Annotated in this window: 20 protein-coding genes; 4 read left to right on the forward strand and 16 right to left on the reverse strand. The window is 35.2% G+C overall.

From position 1 onward, the window contains the following. Positions 1–7: 7 nt before the first annotated feature. The 7 genes from QOX03_RS04830 to dapA are packed head-to-tail and all read right to left on the reverse strand — an operon-like array spanning position 8 to position 6,658. Entirely contained in the window at positions 8–754 is a 747-nt protein-coding gene (locus QOX03_RS04830; protein WP_283670238.1) for an electron transfer flavoprotein subunit beta/FixA family protein, read from the reverse strand. A gap of 59 nt (positions 755–813) precedes the next feature. Next, positions 814–2,466: a DNA repair protein RecN gene (locus tag QOX03_RS04835; RefSeq protein WP_283670239.1), complete on the reverse strand. Its 1,653-nt coding sequence runs from the start codon at positions 2,464–2,466 to the stop codon at positions 814–816. 3 nt (positions 2,467–2,469) lie between these two features. Then, on the reverse strand, positions 2,470–3,375 hold the full coding sequence (gene porD, locus QOX03_RS04840; RefSeq protein ID WP_119057576.1) for a type IX secretion system protein PorD: 906 nt from the start codon (positions 3,373–3,375) through the stop codon (positions 2,470–2,472). Beyond that, positions 3,376–4,566: a bifunctional phosphopantothenoylcysteine decarboxylase/phosphopantothenate--cysteine ligase CoaBC gene (gene coaBC / locus QOX03_RS04845; RefSeq protein WP_283670240.1), complete on the reverse strand. Its 1,191-nt coding sequence runs from the start codon at positions 4,564–4,566 to the stop codon at positions 3,376–3,378. A 2-nt stretch (positions 4,567–4,568) separates the two neighbouring features. Continuing rightward, positions 4,569–4,898 carry a DNA-directed RNA polymerase subunit omega gene (locus QOX03_RS04850; RefSeq protein ID WP_119057574.1) on the reverse strand — a complete coding sequence of 110 codons (330 nt, stop codon included), beginning with the start codon at positions 4,896–4,898 and terminating at the stop codon, positions 4,569–4,571. Between the two features lie 5 nt (positions 4,899–4,903). Next, on the reverse strand, positions 4,904–5,722 hold the full coding sequence (locus QOX03_RS04855) for an outer membrane protein assembly factor BamD (RefSeq protein WP_283670241.1): 819 nt from the start codon (positions 5,720–5,722) through the stop codon (positions 4,904–4,906). A gap of 45 nt (positions 5,723–5,767) precedes the next feature. Continuing rightward, the gene (gene dapA / locus QOX03_RS04860; protein WP_283670242.1) at positions 5,768–6,658 is read right to left on the reverse strand and encodes a 4-hydroxy-tetrahydrodipicolinate synthase; all 891 of its coding nucleotides are present in this window, start codon (positions 6,656–6,658) and stop codon (positions 5,768–5,770) included. A 154-nt stretch (positions 6,659–6,812) separates the two neighbouring features. Between dapA and QOX03_RS04865 the strand changes: the two genes are divergently transcribed. Further along, entirely contained in the window at positions 6,813–7,427 is a 615-nt protein-coding gene (locus QOX03_RS04865) for a deoxynucleoside kinase (RefSeq protein ID WP_283670243.1), read from the forward strand. A gap of 304 nt (positions 7,428–7,731) precedes the next feature. Continuing rightward, entirely contained in the window at positions 7,732–8,304 is a 573-nt protein-coding gene (locus QOX03_RS04870) for a YiiX/YebB-like N1pC/P60 family cysteine hydrolase (protein ID WP_283670244.1), read from the forward strand. A 24-nt stretch (positions 8,305–8,328) separates the two neighbouring features. Here the strand turns inward: QOX03_RS04870 and QOX03_RS04875 are convergent, their stop codons facing one another. Continuing rightward, on the reverse strand, positions 8,329–9,813 hold the full coding sequence (locus tag QOX03_RS04875; RefSeq protein ID WP_283670245.1) for a glycoside hydrolase family 10-like protein: 1,485 nt from the start codon (positions 9,811–9,813) through the stop codon (positions 8,329–8,331). A 215-nt stretch (positions 9,814–10,028) separates the two neighbouring features. Next, positions 10,029–11,294, reverse strand: coding sequence for a serine--tRNA ligase (serS, locus tag QOX03_RS04880; RefSeq protein ID WP_283670246.1), 1,266 nt, complete (start codon positions 11,292–11,294; stop codon positions 10,029–10,031). A 162-nt stretch (positions 11,295–11,456) separates the two neighbouring features. Between serS and rsmA the strand changes: the two genes are divergently transcribed. Continuing rightward, on the forward strand, positions 11,457–12,236 hold the full coding sequence (gene rsmA / locus QOX03_RS04885) for a 16S rRNA (adenine(1518)-N(6)/adenine(1519)-N(6))-dimethyltransferase RsmA (protein ID WP_283670247.1): 780 nt from the start codon (positions 11,457–11,459) through the stop codon (positions 12,234–12,236). 16 nt (positions 12,237–12,252) lie between these two features. Here the strand turns inward: rsmA and QOX03_RS04890 are convergent, their stop codons facing one another. The 4 genes from QOX03_RS04890 to QOX03_RS04905 all read right to left on the reverse strand — a co-directional run bounded on the left by QOX03_RS04890 (position 12,253) and on the right by QOX03_RS04905 (position 16,050). Beyond that, a complete protein-coding gene (locus QOX03_RS04890; protein ID WP_283670248.1) occupies positions 12,253–13,473 on the reverse strand; it encodes an AI-2E family transporter in 1,221 nt (406 codons plus the stop codon). A gap of 57 nt (positions 13,474–13,530) precedes the next feature. Beyond that, entirely contained in the window at positions 13,531–13,767 is a 237-nt protein-coding gene (locus QOX03_RS04895; RefSeq protein WP_283670249.1) for a hypothetical protein, read from the reverse strand. Continuing rightward, on the reverse strand, positions 13,754–14,449 hold the full coding sequence (locus QOX03_RS04900) for a LysE family translocator (RefSeq protein ID WP_283670250.1): 696 nt from the start codon (positions 14,447–14,449) through the stop codon (positions 13,754–13,756). The genes QOX03_RS04895 and QOX03_RS04900 overlap by 14 nt, the downstream gene beginning before the upstream one ends. Positions 14,450–14,553: 104 nt before the next feature. After that, positions 14,554–16,050: a GFO_1087 family putative carboxy terminal peptidase gene (locus QOX03_RS04905; protein ID WP_283670251.1), complete on the reverse strand. Its 1,497-nt coding sequence runs from the start codon at positions 16,048–16,050 to the stop codon at positions 14,554–14,556. 32 nt (positions 16,051–16,082) lie between these two features. Here QOX03_RS04905 and QOX03_RS04910 point away from each other — a divergent pair, with 32 nt between their 5' ends. Continuing rightward, a complete protein-coding gene (locus QOX03_RS04910; protein ID WP_283670252.1) occupies positions 16,083–16,475 on the forward strand; it encodes a hypothetical protein in 393 nt (130 codons plus the stop codon). Here the strand turns inward: QOX03_RS04910 and QOX03_RS04915 are convergent. The 3 genes from QOX03_RS04915 to QOX03_RS04925 form a co-directional block, all read right to left on the reverse strand. Then, positions 16,446–16,886, reverse strand: coding sequence for a hypothetical protein (locus tag QOX03_RS04915; RefSeq protein ID WP_283670253.1), 441 nt, complete (start codon positions 16,884–16,886; stop codon positions 16,446–16,448). The genes QOX03_RS04910 and QOX03_RS04915 overlap by 30 nt on opposite strands. 23 nt (positions 16,887–16,909) lie before the next feature. Continuing rightward, positions 16,910–17,671, reverse strand: coding sequence for a hypothetical protein (locus QOX03_RS04920; RefSeq protein ID WP_283670254.1), 762 nt, complete (start codon positions 17,669–17,671; stop codon positions 16,910–16,912). Positions 17,672–17,934: 263 nt separating this feature from the next. Further along, positions 17,935–20,970, reverse strand: coding sequence for a restriction endonuclease (locus QOX03_RS04925; RefSeq protein ID WP_283670255.1), 3,036 nt, complete (start codon positions 20,968–20,970; stop codon positions 17,935–17,937). Positions 20,971–20,981 lie beyond the last annotated feature (11 nt).

Genomic DNA, 20,981 nt, shown 5'->3' on the forward strand with positions numbered 1-20,981 from the left:
ACTTTTTTTAAATCACTTTAGCTTCTTCATGCAGAATACGAGCAAGTTCCTCTACATTATTTTTATCTATCAACCGAACCGATGAGCGAGGCTCTGGTTTTTCAAAACGTTGATATTTCACTTGAGTTTCTACATTAATGCCAGTTATTACTTCTAGTTTTTTTGAACGAGCTTGCATAATTCCGCGCATATTTGGAATTTTCAAATCTGCCTCATTCACTATACCTTTTTTACCTGCTATCACTGCTGGTAGCATAAAACTCAATTTTTCTTCTCCTCCATCTATCTCTGATGTCGCATGAGCATCTTTCCCCTCGATTTCCAGTTGTATACAATTATTCACAAACGTATAATCCAACATTGCCGCCAACAGGCCTGGCACCGCTGAACCATTGTAATCAATTGATTCTATACCTGTTAATATCAAATCAAATTTCTTCTCTTTAGCTACTTTTGCAATTTTCTTTGCTGCGGAGAAACTATCTACTGGTTGTGAATCTACTCTTATCGCCTCATTAGCACCTATAGCCAAGGCTTTTCTCATCACAGGTTCTACTTCTGCACCTCCCACAGTCAAAACTGTAACTTCTGCACCTTGCTTTTCTTGAAACCAAATGGCTCGAGTCAGAGAATATTCGTCGTATGGATTGATAACAAACTGAACTCCATTTTTATCAAAAGCTTTAGCATTTTCGGTAAAATTTATTTTAGAGGTCGTGTCTGGAACACTGCTTATACAAACTAATATTCTCATCTATTTACTTTAAACTTAAGCATAAATATACAAAATATTATTTGCTATGCAAGAATAGTTTATGAAATGAGTTCCCTAGCTTGATTCAATGCTGCTTCGCTAATTTCATCTCCGCTAATCATTTGAGCTATTTCGTTTAAACGCTCATTATCAGACAATTTAGAGACATTCGTTGTTGTTTTCTCCCCACTTATCTTTTTCTCTACTTTCAGGTGTTGTTCCCCCAAAGCTGCCACTTGTGGTAAATGCGTAATGGCAATAACCTGAAGATCTTGGCTCATTTCTTTCATCATCTGCCCCATTTGCCCGGCAATCTTCCCCGAAACCCCTGTATCTACTTCATCTAAAATCAAACTGGGCAATGAACGATAGCGCGACAAACTTTTTTTGATGGCTAAAACCAATCTAGAGCGCTCACCACCAGAAACTGACTTTTCTATCGGCGTAAGTTCTAAGCCCGGATTGGCAGAAAATAGAAATTGTATTTGATTCTTCCCATACTGATTAAAATGAGAAATTCTTTCTATTTGGATGGAAATTCTAGATTTACCCATCCCCATTTTTTTTAAGCTTTCTAAAATTTCATTTTCTACATTGGGTATAACCTTTTTCCTCCCTTCAATCAAGATTTCACTGAGGTTCTCTAGTTGCTGAAGCAACTCAACTCTTTTATTATCAAGACGTTGAATATTTTCATTTGACTCAGCTGCTTGCAGTAATTTCTCAGACAATTCATTTTTATAATCAACTAGTTCTGCGATATCATTTTTTTTATGCTTTTGCAGCAAAGCATTTACTTTATTTATTTTTTCCTTTATTTCTTGCTGCAACTCTGGGTTGGGTTCTATATCATCAGCACTATGGCTGATGTCTCTGCTTAGCTCATTGATTTCAATTTTGACATTTTCTATCCTTGATTGAATTTCTTGCCCTAATTTAAAGTAAGTTGAAACTTCTTTTATTTTCATAAACAATTCATTCAGAAGCTGTTCTATCCCTGGCTCTCCGCTGATGAGCACATCCATCTGTGATAAATTCTGAATAATTTGCTCTGCATTTTCTAAACGATTTAATTCTGCTTCTAAATCTTCTAAAACGATGTTTTCTAAGCCCGCAATGCTATCCAATTCTGTGAAAATAAACTCATTTAATTCTCTTTCTTTTTCCCAGGTTTTTTGCTGAAGAATAAATTCTTTTAATTCCATTTCGGTTTGATGAAATTCTGAAAGTAAAGTTTGATATTCTTCTCTTAATTTCAGCTGGTTAGCAAGTGTATCTAGCCAATCAAATTGAAATTCAGCGGTGATGATATTCTCAGAATCAAACTGTGAATGCACATCAATCAAGTGATTAGACAATTCAGAAATCACGCTCAGCGTAGTTGGAACATCATTCACAAAAGCACGGGTTTTCCCAGAGGGTAAAATATCTCTCCGCAGAATACTCAATGGCTCATAATCTAAATCATTTTCTAAAAAAAAGGACTGCAAACCCAAATTAGAAATATCAAATTCTGCTTCGATGACGCATTTTTCTTCAGAATTTTTTAAGGCTTTTAAATCTGCTCTTTCGCCCAATACCAACTTTAACCCACCGAGCAAAATTGACTTCCCTGCTCCAGTTTCTCCCGTAATCGTCGTAAAACCTTGAGCAAAATCTAAATTCAACTCATCGATTAGTGTATAATTTTTGATGAATAAATGTTTAAGCATAGGTTATTTATTCAGTTTTTCCCAAGAATCAGAATAATTCGGGGCAATTTTATGAAGTAAGTTTCTCAAATCTCCAATCGGGAACACGGCTGGTTCTCCTCCGCTAAAAATTTGTGCAATTTCGTTGTTTTTAGCTTGTAACACGTTGTCTAAAAAATAATTTTGTGTGTAGTTATTAGAAAAAATTAGTTTATCTAAGCTTAACAATGCATTTCCTATATTTTTTTTAGCTGAAATTTGATTTTCATGCATAATATCCAAACCTTTTCTATGATATTGGTACATCATCAAGCGAATTGGGGTATTTTGAGAAGCTAAGGTTGAATTCACCAGTGTGAACCGATTTCTTATTCCATCGGTACGACTCCAGCCAGAGAAATCTTGATTTTGTGAATTATTAGTAATTTGCTGAGCCATTTCATACCATTCTTTGCCTCCGTTTTGCCTAAATGTATCGGCATCTGCCCCCAGAATATAATAAATGTAAAAGGCAATCACATCTGTTAAATTTGTTCCACTAAATTTTCTTTGATTGAAGATTAATGGTTGAAAATCAATGTATTTAAACGTAAAATCATTATCCGTCAAATTCACTATCGGTGAGAAATAGTCGGAGTGATAAACGGGACGTCGGCTTTGCACGAGAAGTTGAGCTTTGTAAGTGTTATTTTGAATTTGCTCGGTGATTATCAAAGAAAAACTTACTTGAATTCTTTCAAAAGCTTTTAAATTTCTTTTGGTCCACTGTGTTGTATTTATAAAGTTTTTCAAACTCTTTTGCAACTCTACAAAGCTAGATCTTTTACTGGTTTGAATTTGGGAATAATCCACATTCACCTCAGCTAAAATTTCTTGTGAAAAATTTTTAAGGCTTAAAAAAAACAATAAAATCAAAAAAATGGGTTTCATCTACATGCTTTCTATTATGAAATTAATAATATCTTCTGCAACTTCTGACTTTAATTTTAAATCAAAATGTTGCACGCCATCGGGGGTTACAAAATCCACTTGATTAGTCGCATGTGCAAAGCCAGCGCCTTGGTTCTCTAGCGAGTTAAGTACAATTAAATCAGCATTTTTCTTAGTTAACTTTTTTTGGGCATTTTCTACAGCATTTTGAGTTTCTAAGGCAAAACCTATCAGCAATTGATGCTTTTTTCTTTTGCCCATTTCTTTCAAAATATCAGGATTCTTTATCAATTTAAGATTCAGCAGTTCGTCTTCTTTTTTGATTTTTTGTGCAGCAACCTGCTCGGGACGGTAATCGGCTACAGCCGCTGTCATAATAGCTACATCGCAAGAATCAAAGTTCCTCTCCACCTCATCATACATTTGCAAAGCAGATTCTACCGAAATGATTTCTATGTTTTTATGCTCTAACTTTAAATGAACGGGACCTGAAATTAGCTTGACCTCTGCTCCATTATCAGCAGCGACTTTAGCGATGGCATAGCCCATTTTACCTGTGGAATGGTTTCCAAAAAAACGGACTGGATCTATTTTTTCGTGCGTGGGACCTGCGGTAATCAAAATTTTCTTTCCTTTGAGGCGTTCTTTATTTTCAAAAAATTTCTGAAGGCTTAAAAAAATTTTTTCTGGTTCTTCCATTCTTCCTTTACCTACCAATCCACTCGCTAGTTCACCTTCAGTTGATTCTATGATGTGATTTCCAAACTGTGCTAATTTCTCTAGATTTTTCTTTGTAGAAAGATGAGAATACATATCCAAATCCATGGCTGGTGCAACAAAAACAGGACATCTTGCACTCAAATATGTGGTCAGCAACAAGTTATCTGCATACCCATGTGCCATAGCAGAAATTGTTTTAGCTGTAGCGGGTGCAACTAAAAAAACATCTGCCCACAGCCCCAGTTCTACGTGATTGTTCCACTGATGTTTTTCATCTTGAAATTCATATAAAACTTTTGATTCTGATAGTACGCTTAAAGTCAAAGGGCTAACGAATTCAATAGCCGAAGCAGTCATCACTACACGAACTTCGGCTTTATTTTTTTTTAATAAACGAACAAGTAAAGGGATTTTATAGGCTGCAATGCCGCCACAAACGCCTATGAGAATTTTTTTACCTGCTAGAGACATGTTTACTTTTCTTCTTCCGGTTTACGGAAATAGATTTCACCATCTTTCCACTCTTGCACGGCGATAGAGGTTGGCTTAGGTAATCTTTCATAGAATTTAGAAACCTCGATTTGCTCTCTGTTTTCAAAAATTTCTTCTAATGTATCATTGTTAGAAGCAAATTCATCTAATTTATCTAAGAGTTCAGTTTTTATCTCTGAGTTTAGCTGTTCTGCTCTTTTCCCCATGATGACGATGGCTTCATAGATATTGCCCGTTGGTTTTTGAATTTCTGCTCGGTTATATGTCTTTGTTGAAGCATCTGCTACAACGTTTTTAAAATCTGTGCTCATATATTTTATTGATTATTTTTTAGGATTTTTTGATGATGTTCTAACTCGTTTTCTATTTTTTTGTAATAATCAGCGGCTTCTTTAGCATACTGAGATTGCGGATAATTTCTAGAAAACAAACGATAGGTAGTTATAGCTTCTTTTAATCTTAATTCTTTTTTATCAAACACACTTTGCAAAGCCAATTCTGCTTTAGATTTCACTAGATACATGTAAGCTTCCTCTCGGTAATTAGAGTCAGGGTAGTCGTCTATAAAGTTTTCAAAATTATTTGCTGCTGATTTATAGTACAGCGTTGTAAAATACGATTTAGCGATTTCAAAATACTTTTTTTCCAGCTTTTTTCGTAATTCATTAATCAATTGATTCGCTTCCGCCACCCTATCAGAATCAGGGTAAACGTCTATAAAACCTTGCAATTCTTTGATTGCTTCGATCGTGTTAGATTGATCTAAATTGTATTCTGGTGAGCCTTTATAATAGCTAAAAGCTGACATATATAGAGCTTCTTCAGCTCGTTCAGATTTATTGAATCCTAAAAAGAAATTTTTGAACTGCTTAGCTGCCAAGGGGTAATTTTTATCATAAAAATTTGCATAAGCTCCCTTCCAAGCGATTTCTTCTGCTTGGGGAGTCCCAGCGTAGCTCGCAGTTATTTTTTGATATAATTCTAAAGCTTTATCCCATCTTTTTTCTTCATACATTTGGTCTGCTATTTGCAAAATGTATTGAGGGTCATCGCTTTTTAGCGCTTCTTCAAAAGTTTTATTACATGATTGCAACAGAAATAAAACGCTAAAAAACCATATAAAATGTTTAATCATTTGGCAAAAGTAAGGATTTTTTGAATACAATAAAATATGATTTTTCTAAAGCCTATTTTTAAAATTTTTATTCATTTCACTCACTTTTATTTTCTCTACAAGTTGCGAACTAGCTGCTATAATTGGCAATCGCGTATATCGACTGCAAATACCCTTTATCTCAAGCAGAGCTTTGATTCCCGCTGGGTTTCCCTCCAAGTAAATTGCTTTTATTAAATTTTGAATGCTATAGAAAATTTCATAAGCCGCAGTCGTCTTTTTATTCAATGCTAAATTTATCATTCGTGAATATTCTGGGACTACCTGCCCTATCACAGAAATCACCCCGTCTCCACCAGCCAAAGTCGTGGAAACAGCCAACTCATCATCACCGCTCAGCACCAAAAAATCATCTGGTTTTTCTGCAATAATTTCTAAGCCTTGTAAAAAATTCCCGCTCGCTTCTTTTATTCCAACAATATTTTCAAAATCTTGAGCCAAACGCAAAGTCGTTCGGCTCTCTATATTGCTGCCAGTTCTGCCTGGCACATTGTAAATGATAATTTTTTTATCAACATGTTCTGCTATAAACCGAAAATGCTCATAAATTCCCTGCTGCGTTGGTTTATTATAATACGGAGAAACTGAAAGTATAGCATCAAAATGCGTAAAGTCACCTTGTGAAATCTCTTGCTGAACGGCAAAAGTATTGTTACCTCCCACTCCCAAGACTAACGGCAAACGCCCATTATTCTCTTCTATGATTAGCTCTTTGATCCGCTCTTTCTCTTTAGCACTAAGTGTTGGAGTTTCTGCTGTCGTTCCCAGCACTACCAAAAAATCTGCACCACACTCCACCGTATGGTTTACTACATTTTTTAAGCCCCTCTCATCCAATTCATTATTTTTGGTAAAAGGTGTAATCAATGCAACTCCTGTCCCTCGCAAACATTCCATAGATTGTTTTTTTTAGTAAAAGTAAAATTAATGAGAATCACTTGATTTATCAAAATTTATATATTCATTTGAAATCTGAGCAAAATTATATGTTTAATTTTTTTGAAACTTTTCTTTTGGATTTTATCTTTGTTGAATCAAAAAAAATTTAATCATGCATATTGCTATTGCTGGAAACATTGGGGCAGGGAAAACTACACTTACAGAACTTTTGGCTAAAAATTTTGAGTGGACAGCTCAGTATGAGGACGTAGATAGAAATCCGTATTTAGATGATTTCTATAATGATATGGAAAAATGGGCATTCAACCTGCAAATCTATTTTTTAGGTAGTCGATTCAGGCAAATCAAAGAAATTCGAGAGAGCGGCAAAGACATCATTCAAGATCGTACGATACACGAAGACGCTTTTATTTTCGCCAACAACTTGCATGATATGGGCTTGCTGATGACGCGAGATTATGAAAATTATCTAACAGTCTTTAACCTGATGAATTCCTTTGTAGAAGCGCCCGATTTATTGATTTATCTGCGAGCTTCCATCCCCACGCTAGTCAAGCAAATTCAGAAACGCGGCCGCGAATACGAGAGCACCATTAGCATCGATTACCTCAATCGGCTTAACGAAAAATATGAAGAATGGATCAAAGGTTACAATGACGGGAAATTGCTCATCATTGATGTTGATCATATTGACTTTGTAAGCAATCGTGAAGATTTAGGTTTGATTATTGATAAAATTCAAGGTGAAATCAACGGATTATTTTAATTTTTTTTAAGGCTTAAAAAATTTCTAAAATAGAGCAGTCTGTGTTTAGAATAAATTATTCATAAAGTAAATGATTTATTAAAACCTAAATCAATTCCGTTTATGGTTAAAAGAAATCTAAAATTTTTTGAGGATTTTAAAATAAGAATTTTAACGAAAACAATTACAATTTACAGCAATTCAATAACTCAATATGTTTGTATTCTCCGAAAAAAACTTAAGTAATTTTAAAAATAAATCTCGTTTAATAATGTGCTACGGGTTCTTCATTGTATTTGCTTTATTCTCATATTCTTGTAAAACAATGAAATTCAGTAGCTTAAAAAATGGCGATTTAATTTTTGTCCAATCTAATGAGAAGCATTTATCTGGTGCAATCAGCCGAGTAACCAAAGAAAGCAAAGAAACTTCTTACGACCATATAGGAATCATCAAAAAAAGAAAAAATGCGATTTCAGTTTACCATGCAACAGCCCAAGGTGGCTCAAAAATAGAATCTTTAAATTCTTTTCTCAAAAATCATAATGATGTGAAAATTGACATATTTCGGCTTAAAAAAGAGCATCAAAAGGCTATTCCCCACGCTTTAGAAAAAGCATCTCAAATGCTTGGTAAGCCTTATAATTTTACATATATTCTTAGTGATTCCAGCTACTATTGTTCTGATTTCATCGAACGAATCTTCCGAGAACATCAAATTTTTGAACTAAAACCTATGACATTCAAAAATCCAGAAACTGGTGAAATAGATGTTTATTGGAATGAATTTTACCAAAAACAAGGCTTGGAAGCCCCTGAAGGGAAGCTAGGTTGCAACCCGAATGGACTTTCAATGTCTGATAAAATTGAATTTGTTCTCACCCTACAAAATCCTTAATTTTTTCTAAGGCTTAAAAAAAATTCATCGAAGCTCATTCACAAATTCAGGAATTTGAACTTTTTGACTTTCATTTTTGTATAAATCAATAAGGCTAAATGCATGATTTTCTAATCCTAAAAATGGCTCTACCAAAACCACTAGCGTATCCTCCACTCCTGTCACAAAGACTTTATCTTTCAAAATCCAGTTTTGCTCTCCTACTCCACTCTGTTTTTCGTAAATGCAAAGCCATCTCATGTTTTGAGCTTCAGGAATTTGAATTTCTGCTTTTAAATTAGAAAATCGCACCACTTGTGGAATCAAAACCTCCGCAGAATCTCTTTTAGTCTTTGGTACCAAAGCTGGATTTTGATAAATATTATGCTTCAATTCTTGTGTGATTTGTGTATGATGTAGCAATGATTTTGCACTGAAAAGCACATTTCCATAAATATTTTTTGTCGCTCTTGCCAGTTCAATTTGTTTTTCTAATTCCTTAGGTTGATACCAAGCTCGGTCTTTCCCGTCATTGATTTTATACGGTGCATTACCGATGTAGATTTTCGTATTTGCCGCATTATCATTCCACCATTTAGCTAATACGCGATGAGATGCTACTGGATAATCTAAGCTCCAATAAAGTTGTGGCACTAGGTAGTCTATCCAGCCTTTTTCTGCCCACAGCAGCGGGTCGGCATATAAATCGTCATAATTAGATTGCCCGCCGCGGGTATCAGAGCCCCGCGGGTCTCTATCTTTGTTTCGCCAAATACCAAACGGGCTAATCCCGAAATCTACCCAAGGTTTCTTTTTCTCGATAAGACGATGAAGCTTGAAGATGAGCGAATCTACGTTGGAGCGTCGCCATTGTTCTAAACTTTGATTTTTCTCTCTATACTTTAAATAAGAATTTTGGTCGTTAAAGTTTTTACCCGCAATTTTATAAGGATAAAAATAATCGTCAAAATGCAGAGCATCAATATCATAGTTATCTAAAATCTCCTCACTTAGCTTGAGCAGATGTGCTTCCACTTGTGGTAAGCCAGGGTCATAATAGTATCTATTCCCGTACTGAATCATCCAATCTGAATGCTGAAAAACATCATGCTTTGGGCTTAAATTCTTTTTATTTAAATCTGTCGTCGCACGGTATGGGTTAATCCAAGCGTGAAACTCCATTCCATTTTTGTGAGCCTCGTCTATCATCCATTTGGTGAAATCAAAATCTCCCTGTGGCGATACGCCTTCTTTCCCCGTCAAAAAACGGGAATAAGGGGCAAAGCGAGTTGGGTAGAATGCATCGCCCGCCGTTCTGATTTGTACAATAACGGCATTAAAGTTTAGATCTTTATAAAATTTAATAAGCTTTAGAAAATCTTCTTTTTTCTTCTCATTAGAATCTAGCGCATTTTTGGGCCAATCTATATTGTTAACGCTTGCTATCCAAACGCCACGAAACTCTGATTTTTGTGAGTAAAATTTTTCAAGACTTAGAAAAAAGAAAGTAAATGCAATAACGTATTTCATAAAATGAATTTCTCTGGTGATTTGTTTAAACTTTAATTAATTTTTTTTAAGGCTTAGAAAAATAAGTGAAAAATAGCTTTCATACCATATATTTTATCTAAGTTTTGATAATCAGAAGATTTCTCGTTATTTTCAGTATAGTTTAGATTTTTTTATAAAATTTTTAAAAGCTTTTTTTTTATTTTAAATGTTAAATTTATAAAGGGCTTAAAAATTTAATTCTCAATAGATTGAAATCCACAATAAGCATGTAAAACTGCTGGGATTGCTATGCCATCCTCTGTCTGGTAATGCTCTAGTAGAGAAGCTAAAATTCTTGGCAAAGCCAATGAGCTACCATTCAATGTGTGGCATAGCTCGGTTCCTTTTTCCGTTTTATACCTTAATTTTAATCGGTTGGCTTGGAATGCTTCGAAATTAGAAACACTACTCACTTCTAGCCATTTTGCTTGTGCTGAAGACCAAACTTCAAAATCAAAAGTTGATGCTGAGGCGAAACCAGTGTCGCCACCGCAGAGGTGTAAAATTCTGTATGTGAAGCCTAATTCATTCAAAATCTCTTCCACATGATTTTTCATATTTTCTAAAGCTTCATAAGAATTTTCGGGTTTTTCTATACGTACAATTTCCACTTTATCAAATTGATGAAGACGATTTAGGCCACGCACATCTTTTCCATACGAACCCGCTTCTCTACGGAAACAAGGCGTGTAACCCGTCAATAAAACAGGTAAATCTTTTTCTTCTAAAATTTCATCTCGGTAAATATTAGTCACAGGAACTTCTGCCGTAGGAATCAAGTAAAAACCATCAAGCTGAACTTCATACATCTGTGCTTCTTTATCTGGCAACTGCCCTGTACCGCGTGCGGAAGCCTCATTGACTAATATAGGTACTTGAACTTCCGTGTATCCTGCTGCCGTATTTTTATCTAGAAAATATTGAATCAGAGCACGTTGCAACTTAGCTCCTTTCCCTTTATAGACGGGAAATCCAGCACCAGTGATTTTTGTACCCAGTTCAAAATCGATTAAATCATATTTTTTAGCTAATTCCCAGTGTGGTAGTAAATCATTTTCGGTCGGTTCACCTACGCTTTTGATGATGATGTTTTCACTTTCGCCTTTCCCTGCTGGTACGCTACGGTGTACAGGGTTGGGCACTTCAAATAGAAGTTGCTCTATTTTAGTTTTTGTTTCATTGAGTTTTTCTTGCAACGTTTTGGTCTGATTCTTCAGCTCTGCACTTTCTGCTCTTAGTACATTTACATCTTCGGTTTTGCCGTTTTTGTATAATTCGCCGATTTCTCTAGACAGCTGGTTAGATTTTGCCAATATATTATCTAGCTCATACTGAGTAGATTTACGTACATCATCCCAAGAAATAATTTCATCTAAAAAATTTAAATCTTGAATGTTTCTTTTTTTTAAACCTTCTTCAATTTTTTCTCGCTCGTTACGAATTTCGTTCACTTGCAGCATAATTCTATGATTTTTTAAAAGGAATGGTAAAAATATAATTTTTATACGAAATCTAATAAATTTTTAAAGGCTTAAAAAATTTTAAAATTTTGAATTAAATTGTTTCTTTCATTTTTTTATCTGAGCAATTCTCTCTGATGATTTTCTTAGTATCTTTGTGGCATGAGCGTGAGAGCAAAAAAGCATTTGGGGCAACATTTTTTGAATGATTTAAACGTTGCACAAAAAATTGTTGAATCTTTATCTTGGCAAGGCTATGAGCAGGTTTTAGAAATTGGACCAGGTATGGGTGTTTTGACTCAATTTCTGATAGAGAAAAATCAAAATATTCAGGTTGTGGAAATCGATGAAGAGTCTGTTCAGTTTTTGAATAAAAAGTATAATTTAACTCAAGAAAGATTAAAAATTTATAGCGAAGATTTTCTAAAGATGAATCTTTCAGCAAATTTTAATGCTCCTTTAGCAATTTTAGGGAATTTCCCTTACAATATTTCTTCTCAAATTTTATTTAAAATTTTAGAAAATAAAAATATAGTTCCTGAAATGGTCGGGATGTTCCAAAAAGAAGTGGCTGAACGAGTTGTGGCAACACATGGGAGTAAAACCTACGGAATATTATCTGTTCTAGTGCAGGCTTATTATGATGTGGAGTATCTTTTTACGGTTGATGAGCATGTGTTTTCTCCGCCACCTAAGGTGAAGTCGGCTGTAATTCGATTGACACGAAATGATACTAAGTTTGAAATTTTAAATGAAAAGTATTTTTTTACACTTGTGAAAACGGCTTTTAATCAAAGAAGAAAGACGCTACGCAATGCACTGAAAAGTTTAAATTATTCTGTGGATTTCAAAATTAGTGAAGTTTTAAATCTACGTGCTGAGCAGCTGAGTGTTGTTGATTTTATAGATTTGAGCAATGTTTTTGCTTCTTCTGATTCATGAAATTTTGCTTATCCGATTAATCTAAATTAGCTTCTTCTTTGTCGGTAATCTCTTCTTTTGATTTGCTAAACCAGATTTTCAAAAGACGCCAAGCTAAATGGGGCTTTTTATTTTCTTCTTTTTTGCTTGCTTCATAAAACTCTCTCTCTATTTGCTCGAGTGAAATGACGTCTTCTTCATATATATCTTCTCCTAATAAGGCTGCAAGTGGCTGCAAACCAACGACATGACTGAAGACTTTTTTGAGCATCGCTATAAAGGGAATCGAAAGTATCATCCCTGCAATTCCCCAGATTAATCCTCCTATTATCAAAGCGACAAAGGCTGCTAATGGGTTGACACTGGTATTACTCCCCACGATTTTTGGGGTTAAGAGGTTGCTTTCCAATGCTTCTATTATAACAAAAGCGATTAAGACAAAAAATGCGCTTTGGGCATCCATGGTGATGAGTGCGTATAAAATGGGGAGTATTGCCCCAAGATATGTCCCAATGTAGGGTATAACAACTAAAATCGCTGCCAAGCAACCAAACATTATGGCATAATCAACCCCGATGATTAATAAGGAAATACTGTTGAGTATCGCTAAAATTATCATTAATATAAATATACCTACTAGGTAATCTTTGCCTACCGTCTGTACTTCTGTCAAAATCTGATTGACCTGCTGTCTTCTGGATTTATTGAATAGCAAAAGTATTCCCATTTTTATGCCTTTTCGGTACAATAAAAGTAAGAAAACATAAACTGGCACAAGAAATGCTGTGGCTAAAAAGGAGGAAGTCTGAATAAAGGTGGTACCTAAAAAACCTCCGCCTTTGGTCTGTGCCAATTCGGTGAGTTTCATTTGGATTTTTTGCTCATCAATGGGTGGTAAAAAATAAAATGTGGCATTGAATTTATCTATACCGATTTGTAAAAGTGTTTCAAATCTTTTGGAAAATTCTTGAAAATCTGAGATTAAATATGAAATCTGTGAACCAAAGAAAAAAACAATACCGAAAAAGATAGCTATCACTATCAAAAAAGTGAATATAATCGCTACGACCGTATGTATTCCCCACCGCTCAAATCTCCAAACTAAGGGCAATAAAATGAAGGCAAATAATAGTGAAAATGCAAAGGGTACAAAAAATGACCTGCCAAGGTATAAACTGGCTACCGTAAGCCCTATGGCTAGGATAACAAAAACATACTTCTGTGCTGAAAAAACAAGATGTTGATGAGGTGACTTCATATTTTTATTATACTTTTACTGTTTTTTTAAAAGGCTTTAAAAATTTTTTATATTAATTTATTTTGAATCTTGCTGTCTTTTGAATTCCTCTGGATTCCAACGATATTTTTCCCAGCTTTTGCTGTTTCTACGTGAAATTAAAAAAATCGGAATCGTAACAAAGAAAAATAAAAGCGAACCTGCGCCGTAGAATTTATCTTGTAAACTTTGATTTTGAGCAATTAAATCAAAATAAACACCAATCAAAATTAATAGTATTGAAAAAACTAATAGTATGTGACTAAGGATTTTCATCGCTTGTTGTATTTATATTTTGTATGTTGTGAGATTTTTTGAAAAAAATATGATCTGCTGGGTCAAAGGAAATGAATCCTTTGAGTAAAATTACCAAACCAAAAATGGCTAACACAACCCCCAACGCTTTTCTGATTTTATAAACCAACTCATCGCTCATTTTTCTCTGAAATTTCCTTGCTAAAAATATTTTGGCCAAGTCTATGCAAAAGAAAACACTCAGTGCCACGCCCATAAATAAAGCAATTTCGTAACTTTTGGTGTAGTTTAAAATAACCCAACCTACAACGACAAACCAAAAAATGACAATCCCTATGTTTAAAATATTCATCAAAAATCCATTGAAAAAGGTTTTGATATAATTTTTGTTAACCAATGCTTCATTGTTGATATGCAGGGTTGGTTTAGAAACAAACATATAGCAACCGTAAATCATAATGATAAATCCGCCAATTATATATAGCGAGCGGTGTGTTTCTATATAATGAATTAAGTCTTTGGAGCCGAAAAAAGCAAATGCAATGCAAATCAAATCTGCTACGATGACACCTGCATCTAAAGCTATAGCCGAGCGCCAACCTTTCGTCAAGCTTGTTTCAATCAAAAGGAAAAATGCTGGTCCTATCAAGATAAGACTCAAGGATACACCTAGCATTATTGCATATAAAATCATTTCAATCATCTGATGAATCTATGATTAATATCTAAAAGAATTCCGCAAATTAATCATTTGAACTGAAGATTAAAATTAAATTCTTCATGATTTTTTTAAGCCTTAAATTTTTTTTACTTAAATTCAGATAAATCAGTAATATACATTTCTGTCCCGAATTTTTTAAGCGTTTTACTATCACCAACAGGCCAAGTTTCTAATTTTAATCTTTTTTCACTCGCCTTACGGAATTTATTTCCAGTGATTTGCTCTAAAGCCTTGGCTAGCGCGGGGTCATTGGGATTCCCAAACTCTTTGATATTGCCTAAATAGTCTACAAAATTAATTTTAATATCAGGTTCTACTCCCTCAACGAAGACTTCATTTCTAGAGTTAAAGTACGCAAAAACAATCGGTTGCATTCCGTAAGAGTGATTTTTATTTCTATTTTCAAAATCTGTATAGGCTTTATTTATATTACTATTTGGTGCATCAACTAAAGTGATAGAACCCACAAATTTCCCATACGTTTTCTGCCCTATCTGCACAACATCGATATAAGGTTTTAGTGAAGTTATCGTTAATTCACTTGCAGATGCCGTAGCATGAGAGGTTAAAACATAGACTCTGTTAAGATGTAATGAATTAGCCAATTCTTTGCCTTTGCTTTTCATTTCACCATCTTCAAATTCAAAAAGACCTATCTCTTTATTCAAATACCCTGTTGAGTTACTAGCCTTATGCTTATCATTATAATTTAGCGTAATGTATTTTCTATTAGCAAACTGCCCTGTAATCATTTGCCCAAGTGCCAGAGCTGTATTGACAGAACCTCCGCCATTGTACCTTAAATCTAAAATCAAATCTGTAACGCCTTCAGCTTTGAACTCTCCAAATTTTTCATTCAACTCATCATTGTAATTAGCCTGAAAGGCATTAAAAACGAGATAAGCTATTTTTTTACCGTTGATTTTAAAAATCTTTGAATAATGAATGGGATTTTCTTGTAATTCTTCCCCTTTGATGTGAAATTTTTTTTCGCCATCGTAGGTAAAGACTTTATTTTTAATTTTAAAATTCTGGGCAACCGTTATGGTGAAATTATCTTCTGTCAACTTCCTGTAATTTCTTTGAGTCAACAACTCACCGTTAATTTTAAAGAAAACATCGCCTCTCTTCAGCCCTGCTTTATCTGCTGGCGAGTTAGGAATTATATAATTTACTAAACCTAGAATGCGGTTTCCATTTTCAATGCTTGTCAGGCTATACTCTAAACCCGTCGCTGCTTGCTTGCCAGAGAAGCTTGCCATTAATTTTTCCACATCATCCACTACCCAAGAAAATCTATCTTCCTCACCATATCGGTACAAAAGATTATAGAAAAAACCTTCGTGGTCCTTTGTTGAATTTATAAACTTCAAATATTCTGTATCGCTGAATCGGTTATCAGCCAAATTAGGAACATCTTTTTGCCAATAATACCATGAGTTCAGTGCACTCCATATAAAATCATTTACTTCATCCTTTTTCGTTTGCACTGTTGGTTTTTTTTCTTCTTTTTGAATTTCATCTCCGCAGCTGATAAAAAAACTCAAAAGCGACATCAATAGGAAAATATATAATTTATTCATTATTTTTACATTTCGGAATATTTGGCAAAATTATGAAAAATAAATCGTTATCCCCATTCCTCTTCTTTTTAATTCTAGCAATGTGTGGTTATAGCTGCAAAACAAATGCAGTAACGAGCAATGACTTCTTGCCTGAAATCAAAAATGCCTTCATCGAAAGTTATAACACTGAGGGCGAACGTGGCTACACTGTTTCCTTTGAGGTAGAGAATTCTTTCTTTCAGCCTGTGGGTGTAGTCGCCTATAAAGTCAAACAAGATTTAACTGCTGATGACGTGGCAGGGCAACACTACCAGACTAATGTCATCCACGAATCAAGAAGAATACAAAACTTCAAACCACAGGTTTTTAATCAAGAAAATGGCGTTTTATTTTTAGTTGATTCGACTTATTTTCTAAAAAAAGTAAATTTCCAAAAGAAATAATTTTTTAAGGCTTAAATTTTTCTTTTTTTCAGAAAAGTGAAAATAATGTTTATCTAGAATATTTTTAATAAGTATATTTTCTCGATTCGCAACCAACTTTGCCATTTTATCACTAACTTGAGCATTGATTTGTTTTAGGTAAACAACATTTAGACGTGAATCATTAAAGCAAAAATGTTTCAAATAATTTGGATCCAAATGAGTCAGTAATATAGGGAAAATTATTCTTTTAGATTTTTTGAAAGAATCAATTAATGTTGATATATAATATTGAAAGGCTACCACATTAGCATCATCAAGGTAATCAAAGAATTCATCAATGACTAATATGCAGTTACGTTCTGCCTGATATTCGCACTCTATTAGCTTTGCAATAAATACCATAATATCCCTTTGACCACTAGAAATCATATGAGCTTCTGACCATTCAACTATCAGAGAACGATTCTTTTTTTAGAGACGATTTTAAATCTATCTGAAAATGGATTAATCTCTTTTAGGGTGTTATCCAAGTTTCTCTTTTTAGCAATATACTCGGCGTATCGTAAGGCTTTTTTATAATTAGTACCCATCGCTAATTTAACGGTAATAAACTGCCATGCAGAAAGGTAAGCATCAACATCATCAAGTGCCAATTCCTCCTTAATAAATGCAGATATAGCATGGAATTCTGGACATAACCCTGCAAACATAGAGTTTGCTACAATATAATTCTTGATTTCTATTGCAGTTTTTGTATATGAATTATTAATAACTGCTAATATACTGGATATAGATTTTTCATATGGTTTAAGCTCAAATATATGTGTATTAACCATTTTCTCTATTTTGTTCAAAAAAGTATAATTAGAATATAACATTGATATATCCATAAGAATCTTATTACTAGCTCCAAATGCTCTTTTCATATTAGCCAACTTATAATCAAAGTACACAGCTTTCGGTATAGTCTTTATTACTATGGTTGGCTCAATATTCATAGAAGCCCTAGCTGTTACAACTTTTCCGAATCTCTGGGCTTTAGCGGTAGGTAACAGCGGATTAGTAACAACATGAATTGAAAAAAAATCTCGGATTGTATTGCTATCCTTGTCTGCAAAAATAGTTTGTCCTGTACTTAAAGACAAAACTACTGAAGGATCACCATTCTTAGGAATTGGCTCTACTTCTGGTTTTAATTCTATTTTATTTGCCACTAGAGTTTTAAAGGCTATAGCTAAAGAACTTTTACCAAAACCATTAGGAGCACAAGAATATTAGGACGATTTGGGTGTATATTTTGATTTATAGTCAAATTCCCAATTCCTTTTATATTATTGATTTCAATTTTTGAAATAACCATTTTTCTTAAATTCAAGTATTAAAAGTGATTTTTAAGCTGTTCCTAAATCATAATAGGTTACTTTTTTCCAGTATTAATCGCTTCTGTATAAATCTCTGAAGTTTTTTAAAGCATATTTTAATCCTGCATTACCTTATTATACAATGTCTCATAGTTTTTGACTACTCCAAACTTAAGTTTGCTATCAGAGATAGAGGCAAAATGGCGACTAGCACACTCTATTTTAGCATGCTCGACAGCTCGGAGCTGGGTGATATCCTCAGAGCCCTTCGTTTCTGCTACGAAGTAGATATGCTTTACCTCTCCCTCTCGGAACACGATTGCCCAGTCGGGATTATACTTGCCTACAGGCGTATTGATGTAGAAGCCACGTGGTAGCTTGGTATAAACCTCGACAGCATCCTGCTGCTCTAACTCTTCAGCAAAATGTTTTTCAACACCTTGACTATCCACGATAACGAGGTCGTAAAGCGATTTTTCACTCTGTATGGCATCGATGCCGATACGTCCACGGAGTTCTTGCTCTGAGAATATACTCACATCGTATTCCTGATTCATTTTATGGTAAGTGATATGTTCTACTACCGCAATGGCTTTCTGCTCATTGATGATATTGCTGGCACGGATAATAAACTCTTCGGGATTCTTGCGATACATTCCAAAAGTTTCGGGCTTAATGCCTGTAAGTATAGTGGCTATCGTACTGCGTTTCAATCCTGTACGCTGTACCAACTCTCCAATGAGGTCGTAACGTACTCCACTTGACACTGCTTCGCTTACCTTTACATTTCGTGTTGTGCCTACTTGCATAGCACGCCCCTCTTCAAGTTCCTCCTTTGAGTTAATGTTTGCTAGTGTGCCAGCTGTAATGGCAATATGTATTTCTGTAACATGAAGCGACTCATTTAGTCTAGCAATAGCTTTCTGAATTAACTCCTCAGTCTTAAAATTCACCTCATAGTAAGTCTTGCTATTGATACGTTTCCATAAGTTTTGAAATTCTTTTCTTGCAAATTGCTCTTTTTTAAATTTAGCTGTTTCTTTTCCTCGCCCATTATCTACTTTGAGTGCTTTTGGATTGAATACCTTATCTAATTCCTTGATGATGGCATCTTGTTCTCCTTGCCATTTATCAAGTTGTATTGTACCAGCCTTTTTATCCTCGAAGTACTTTTCCGTTAGCTTCTGTTCTTTAACATAGCCTGCCGAAATAAGTTCCTCCATAATAGTAGCAGCCTGAGATTTACTAATTTTTTGCGTTTCTCCAATAGTTTTACCTATAAACAATGCTTCCGTAACCAACATAGCTCGTGAAGTGATACTCTCTGCAAGTTCCTTTTGTAGTGCTTCGGAGAAATCTTTATAACTCTCATTAGCTATGACTGTGAGTATATTTGTGTCATATACTCCATCTCCCAATAGGTCGCTATCTTGACGCTCTCCCTGCTGATTAACGCATAGGCGCATGCCACGCCCCACCTCTTGACGCTTTTTTATCTCGCTATCACTCTGTTTGAGTGCGCAGATTTGGAATACATTGGGATTATCCCAACCCTCCTTTAGGGCAGAGTGAGAGAAGATAAAGCGTGTGGGCTCGGCAAATGAGAGCAAACGCTCTTTATCTCGCATAATCAGTTGATAGGCATCTGTATCGCCTGATGCTGTTTCTCCGCGTTTCACTTTCGAGTCTATCATCTTTCCTTTTTTATCTTGAGAGAAGTAGCCGGCATGTGTGCGCTCGGGACTTATTTTGTCGAGGTATTCTCTGTACTCCTTATCTATAAAGAGGTTTTGTATCGTCTCATTATAAACAGAGAGGTACTCTTCCTCGAAGATTTCAGCCCAGCGTCCCTTGCGTGTCTCGCCTCCTGTTTCATAGATACGGTATTTTTCTACTGCGTCGATGAAAAATAGGCTTAATACTTTGATTCCCTGCTTATAGAGTTGTTGCTCGCGTTCAAAATGTTTTTGTATTGTGGTTCGGATTTGTATACGGCGAAGTATATCCTCAGTAATAGCACCTATTGCCTGCCCTTCATAGATTTCTTGCCCGCTACTTAGGCGAATGCAGCCTTTTGCCCCATCAATTCGTTCTATGATATAGCCATTTCGGTAAGCCTCAATCTCTCCACTCTCTGCATAAAGATCAAATCCTTCATCTACTATGCGTGTGGCTGACCGCAAACCTACCTTAGTCGTGGCATCAAAGCTAATTCTCGCCCTTGGGGCTCCGCCTTTTTTCTTTGCAAGGACGATGGCATCAAGATAGAGATAACCATTGGTAGCTGTTGTTCCTACTTGTTCTACCCCCATTACCTCAATTTTTTTAACAAGGCGTTTATTGAAAGCATCAATAGTATCAAGGCGATACACTTGGTTGTAGATATCATCTTTGCGGTGTGTAGCACTATAAAGAAGCGTAAAGAGAGGATTAAAATTTTTCAATCCCTCGCGAGTTTTGTTATTTTTATCTGCTCCAAGTACACTTTGAGGCTCATCTATGATTAAAATAGGGTGTGTTTCAGCAATTACATCGATAGGTTTTCGCCAAGCAAAATCCTCTAATTTCATTGAAATACGACGGGCAGCGGCTCCTGTGGCGTTAAAGGCTTGGGTATTGATAACCATCACATGTATCTTTGAATCGGAGGCAAACTGATCAATCGCGGTGAGCCGTGCACTGTCATAGACAAAGTGCTGCATACGCTCGCCATACTCTTCCGCAAAATGGTCTGCCATCGTTTCAAGACTTTTAATCACGCCCTCACGAATAGCTACACTGGGTACAACAATAATGAACTTTGTCCATCCGTAGTGCTTATGAAGTTCGTACATTGTTTTTATGTAGGTATAGGTTTTACCCGTACCAGTCTCCATTTCGATGCTGAGTGCTAGTGTGCCGTTGGCATCGCGTTGTACTTTATCAATTGGCTGTAAGTCTTGACTTATTTGTACTTGACGGATATTTTGGGTTAGCTTATCGTCACTAAGTACAAGGTCGTAGTTGCGAAAGCCTTCTGTGAAATCCAGTTTGCCTTTACCCACATCCATACGATAAGCAAAAGCATCTTGTTGTGGCTGCCCGTAAAAAATCTCCACAATAGCTTGTGCTGCGTCTTCTTGAAACTTCTGATGTTTGTATTGTAATTTCATACGCTCTTTAC

Source organism: Candidatus Ornithobacterium hominis (genome assembly GCF_951229915.1).
Classification (GTDB): domain Bacteria; phylum Bacteroidota; class Bacteroidia; order Flavobacteriales; family Weeksellaceae; genus Ornithobacterium; species Ornithobacterium hominis.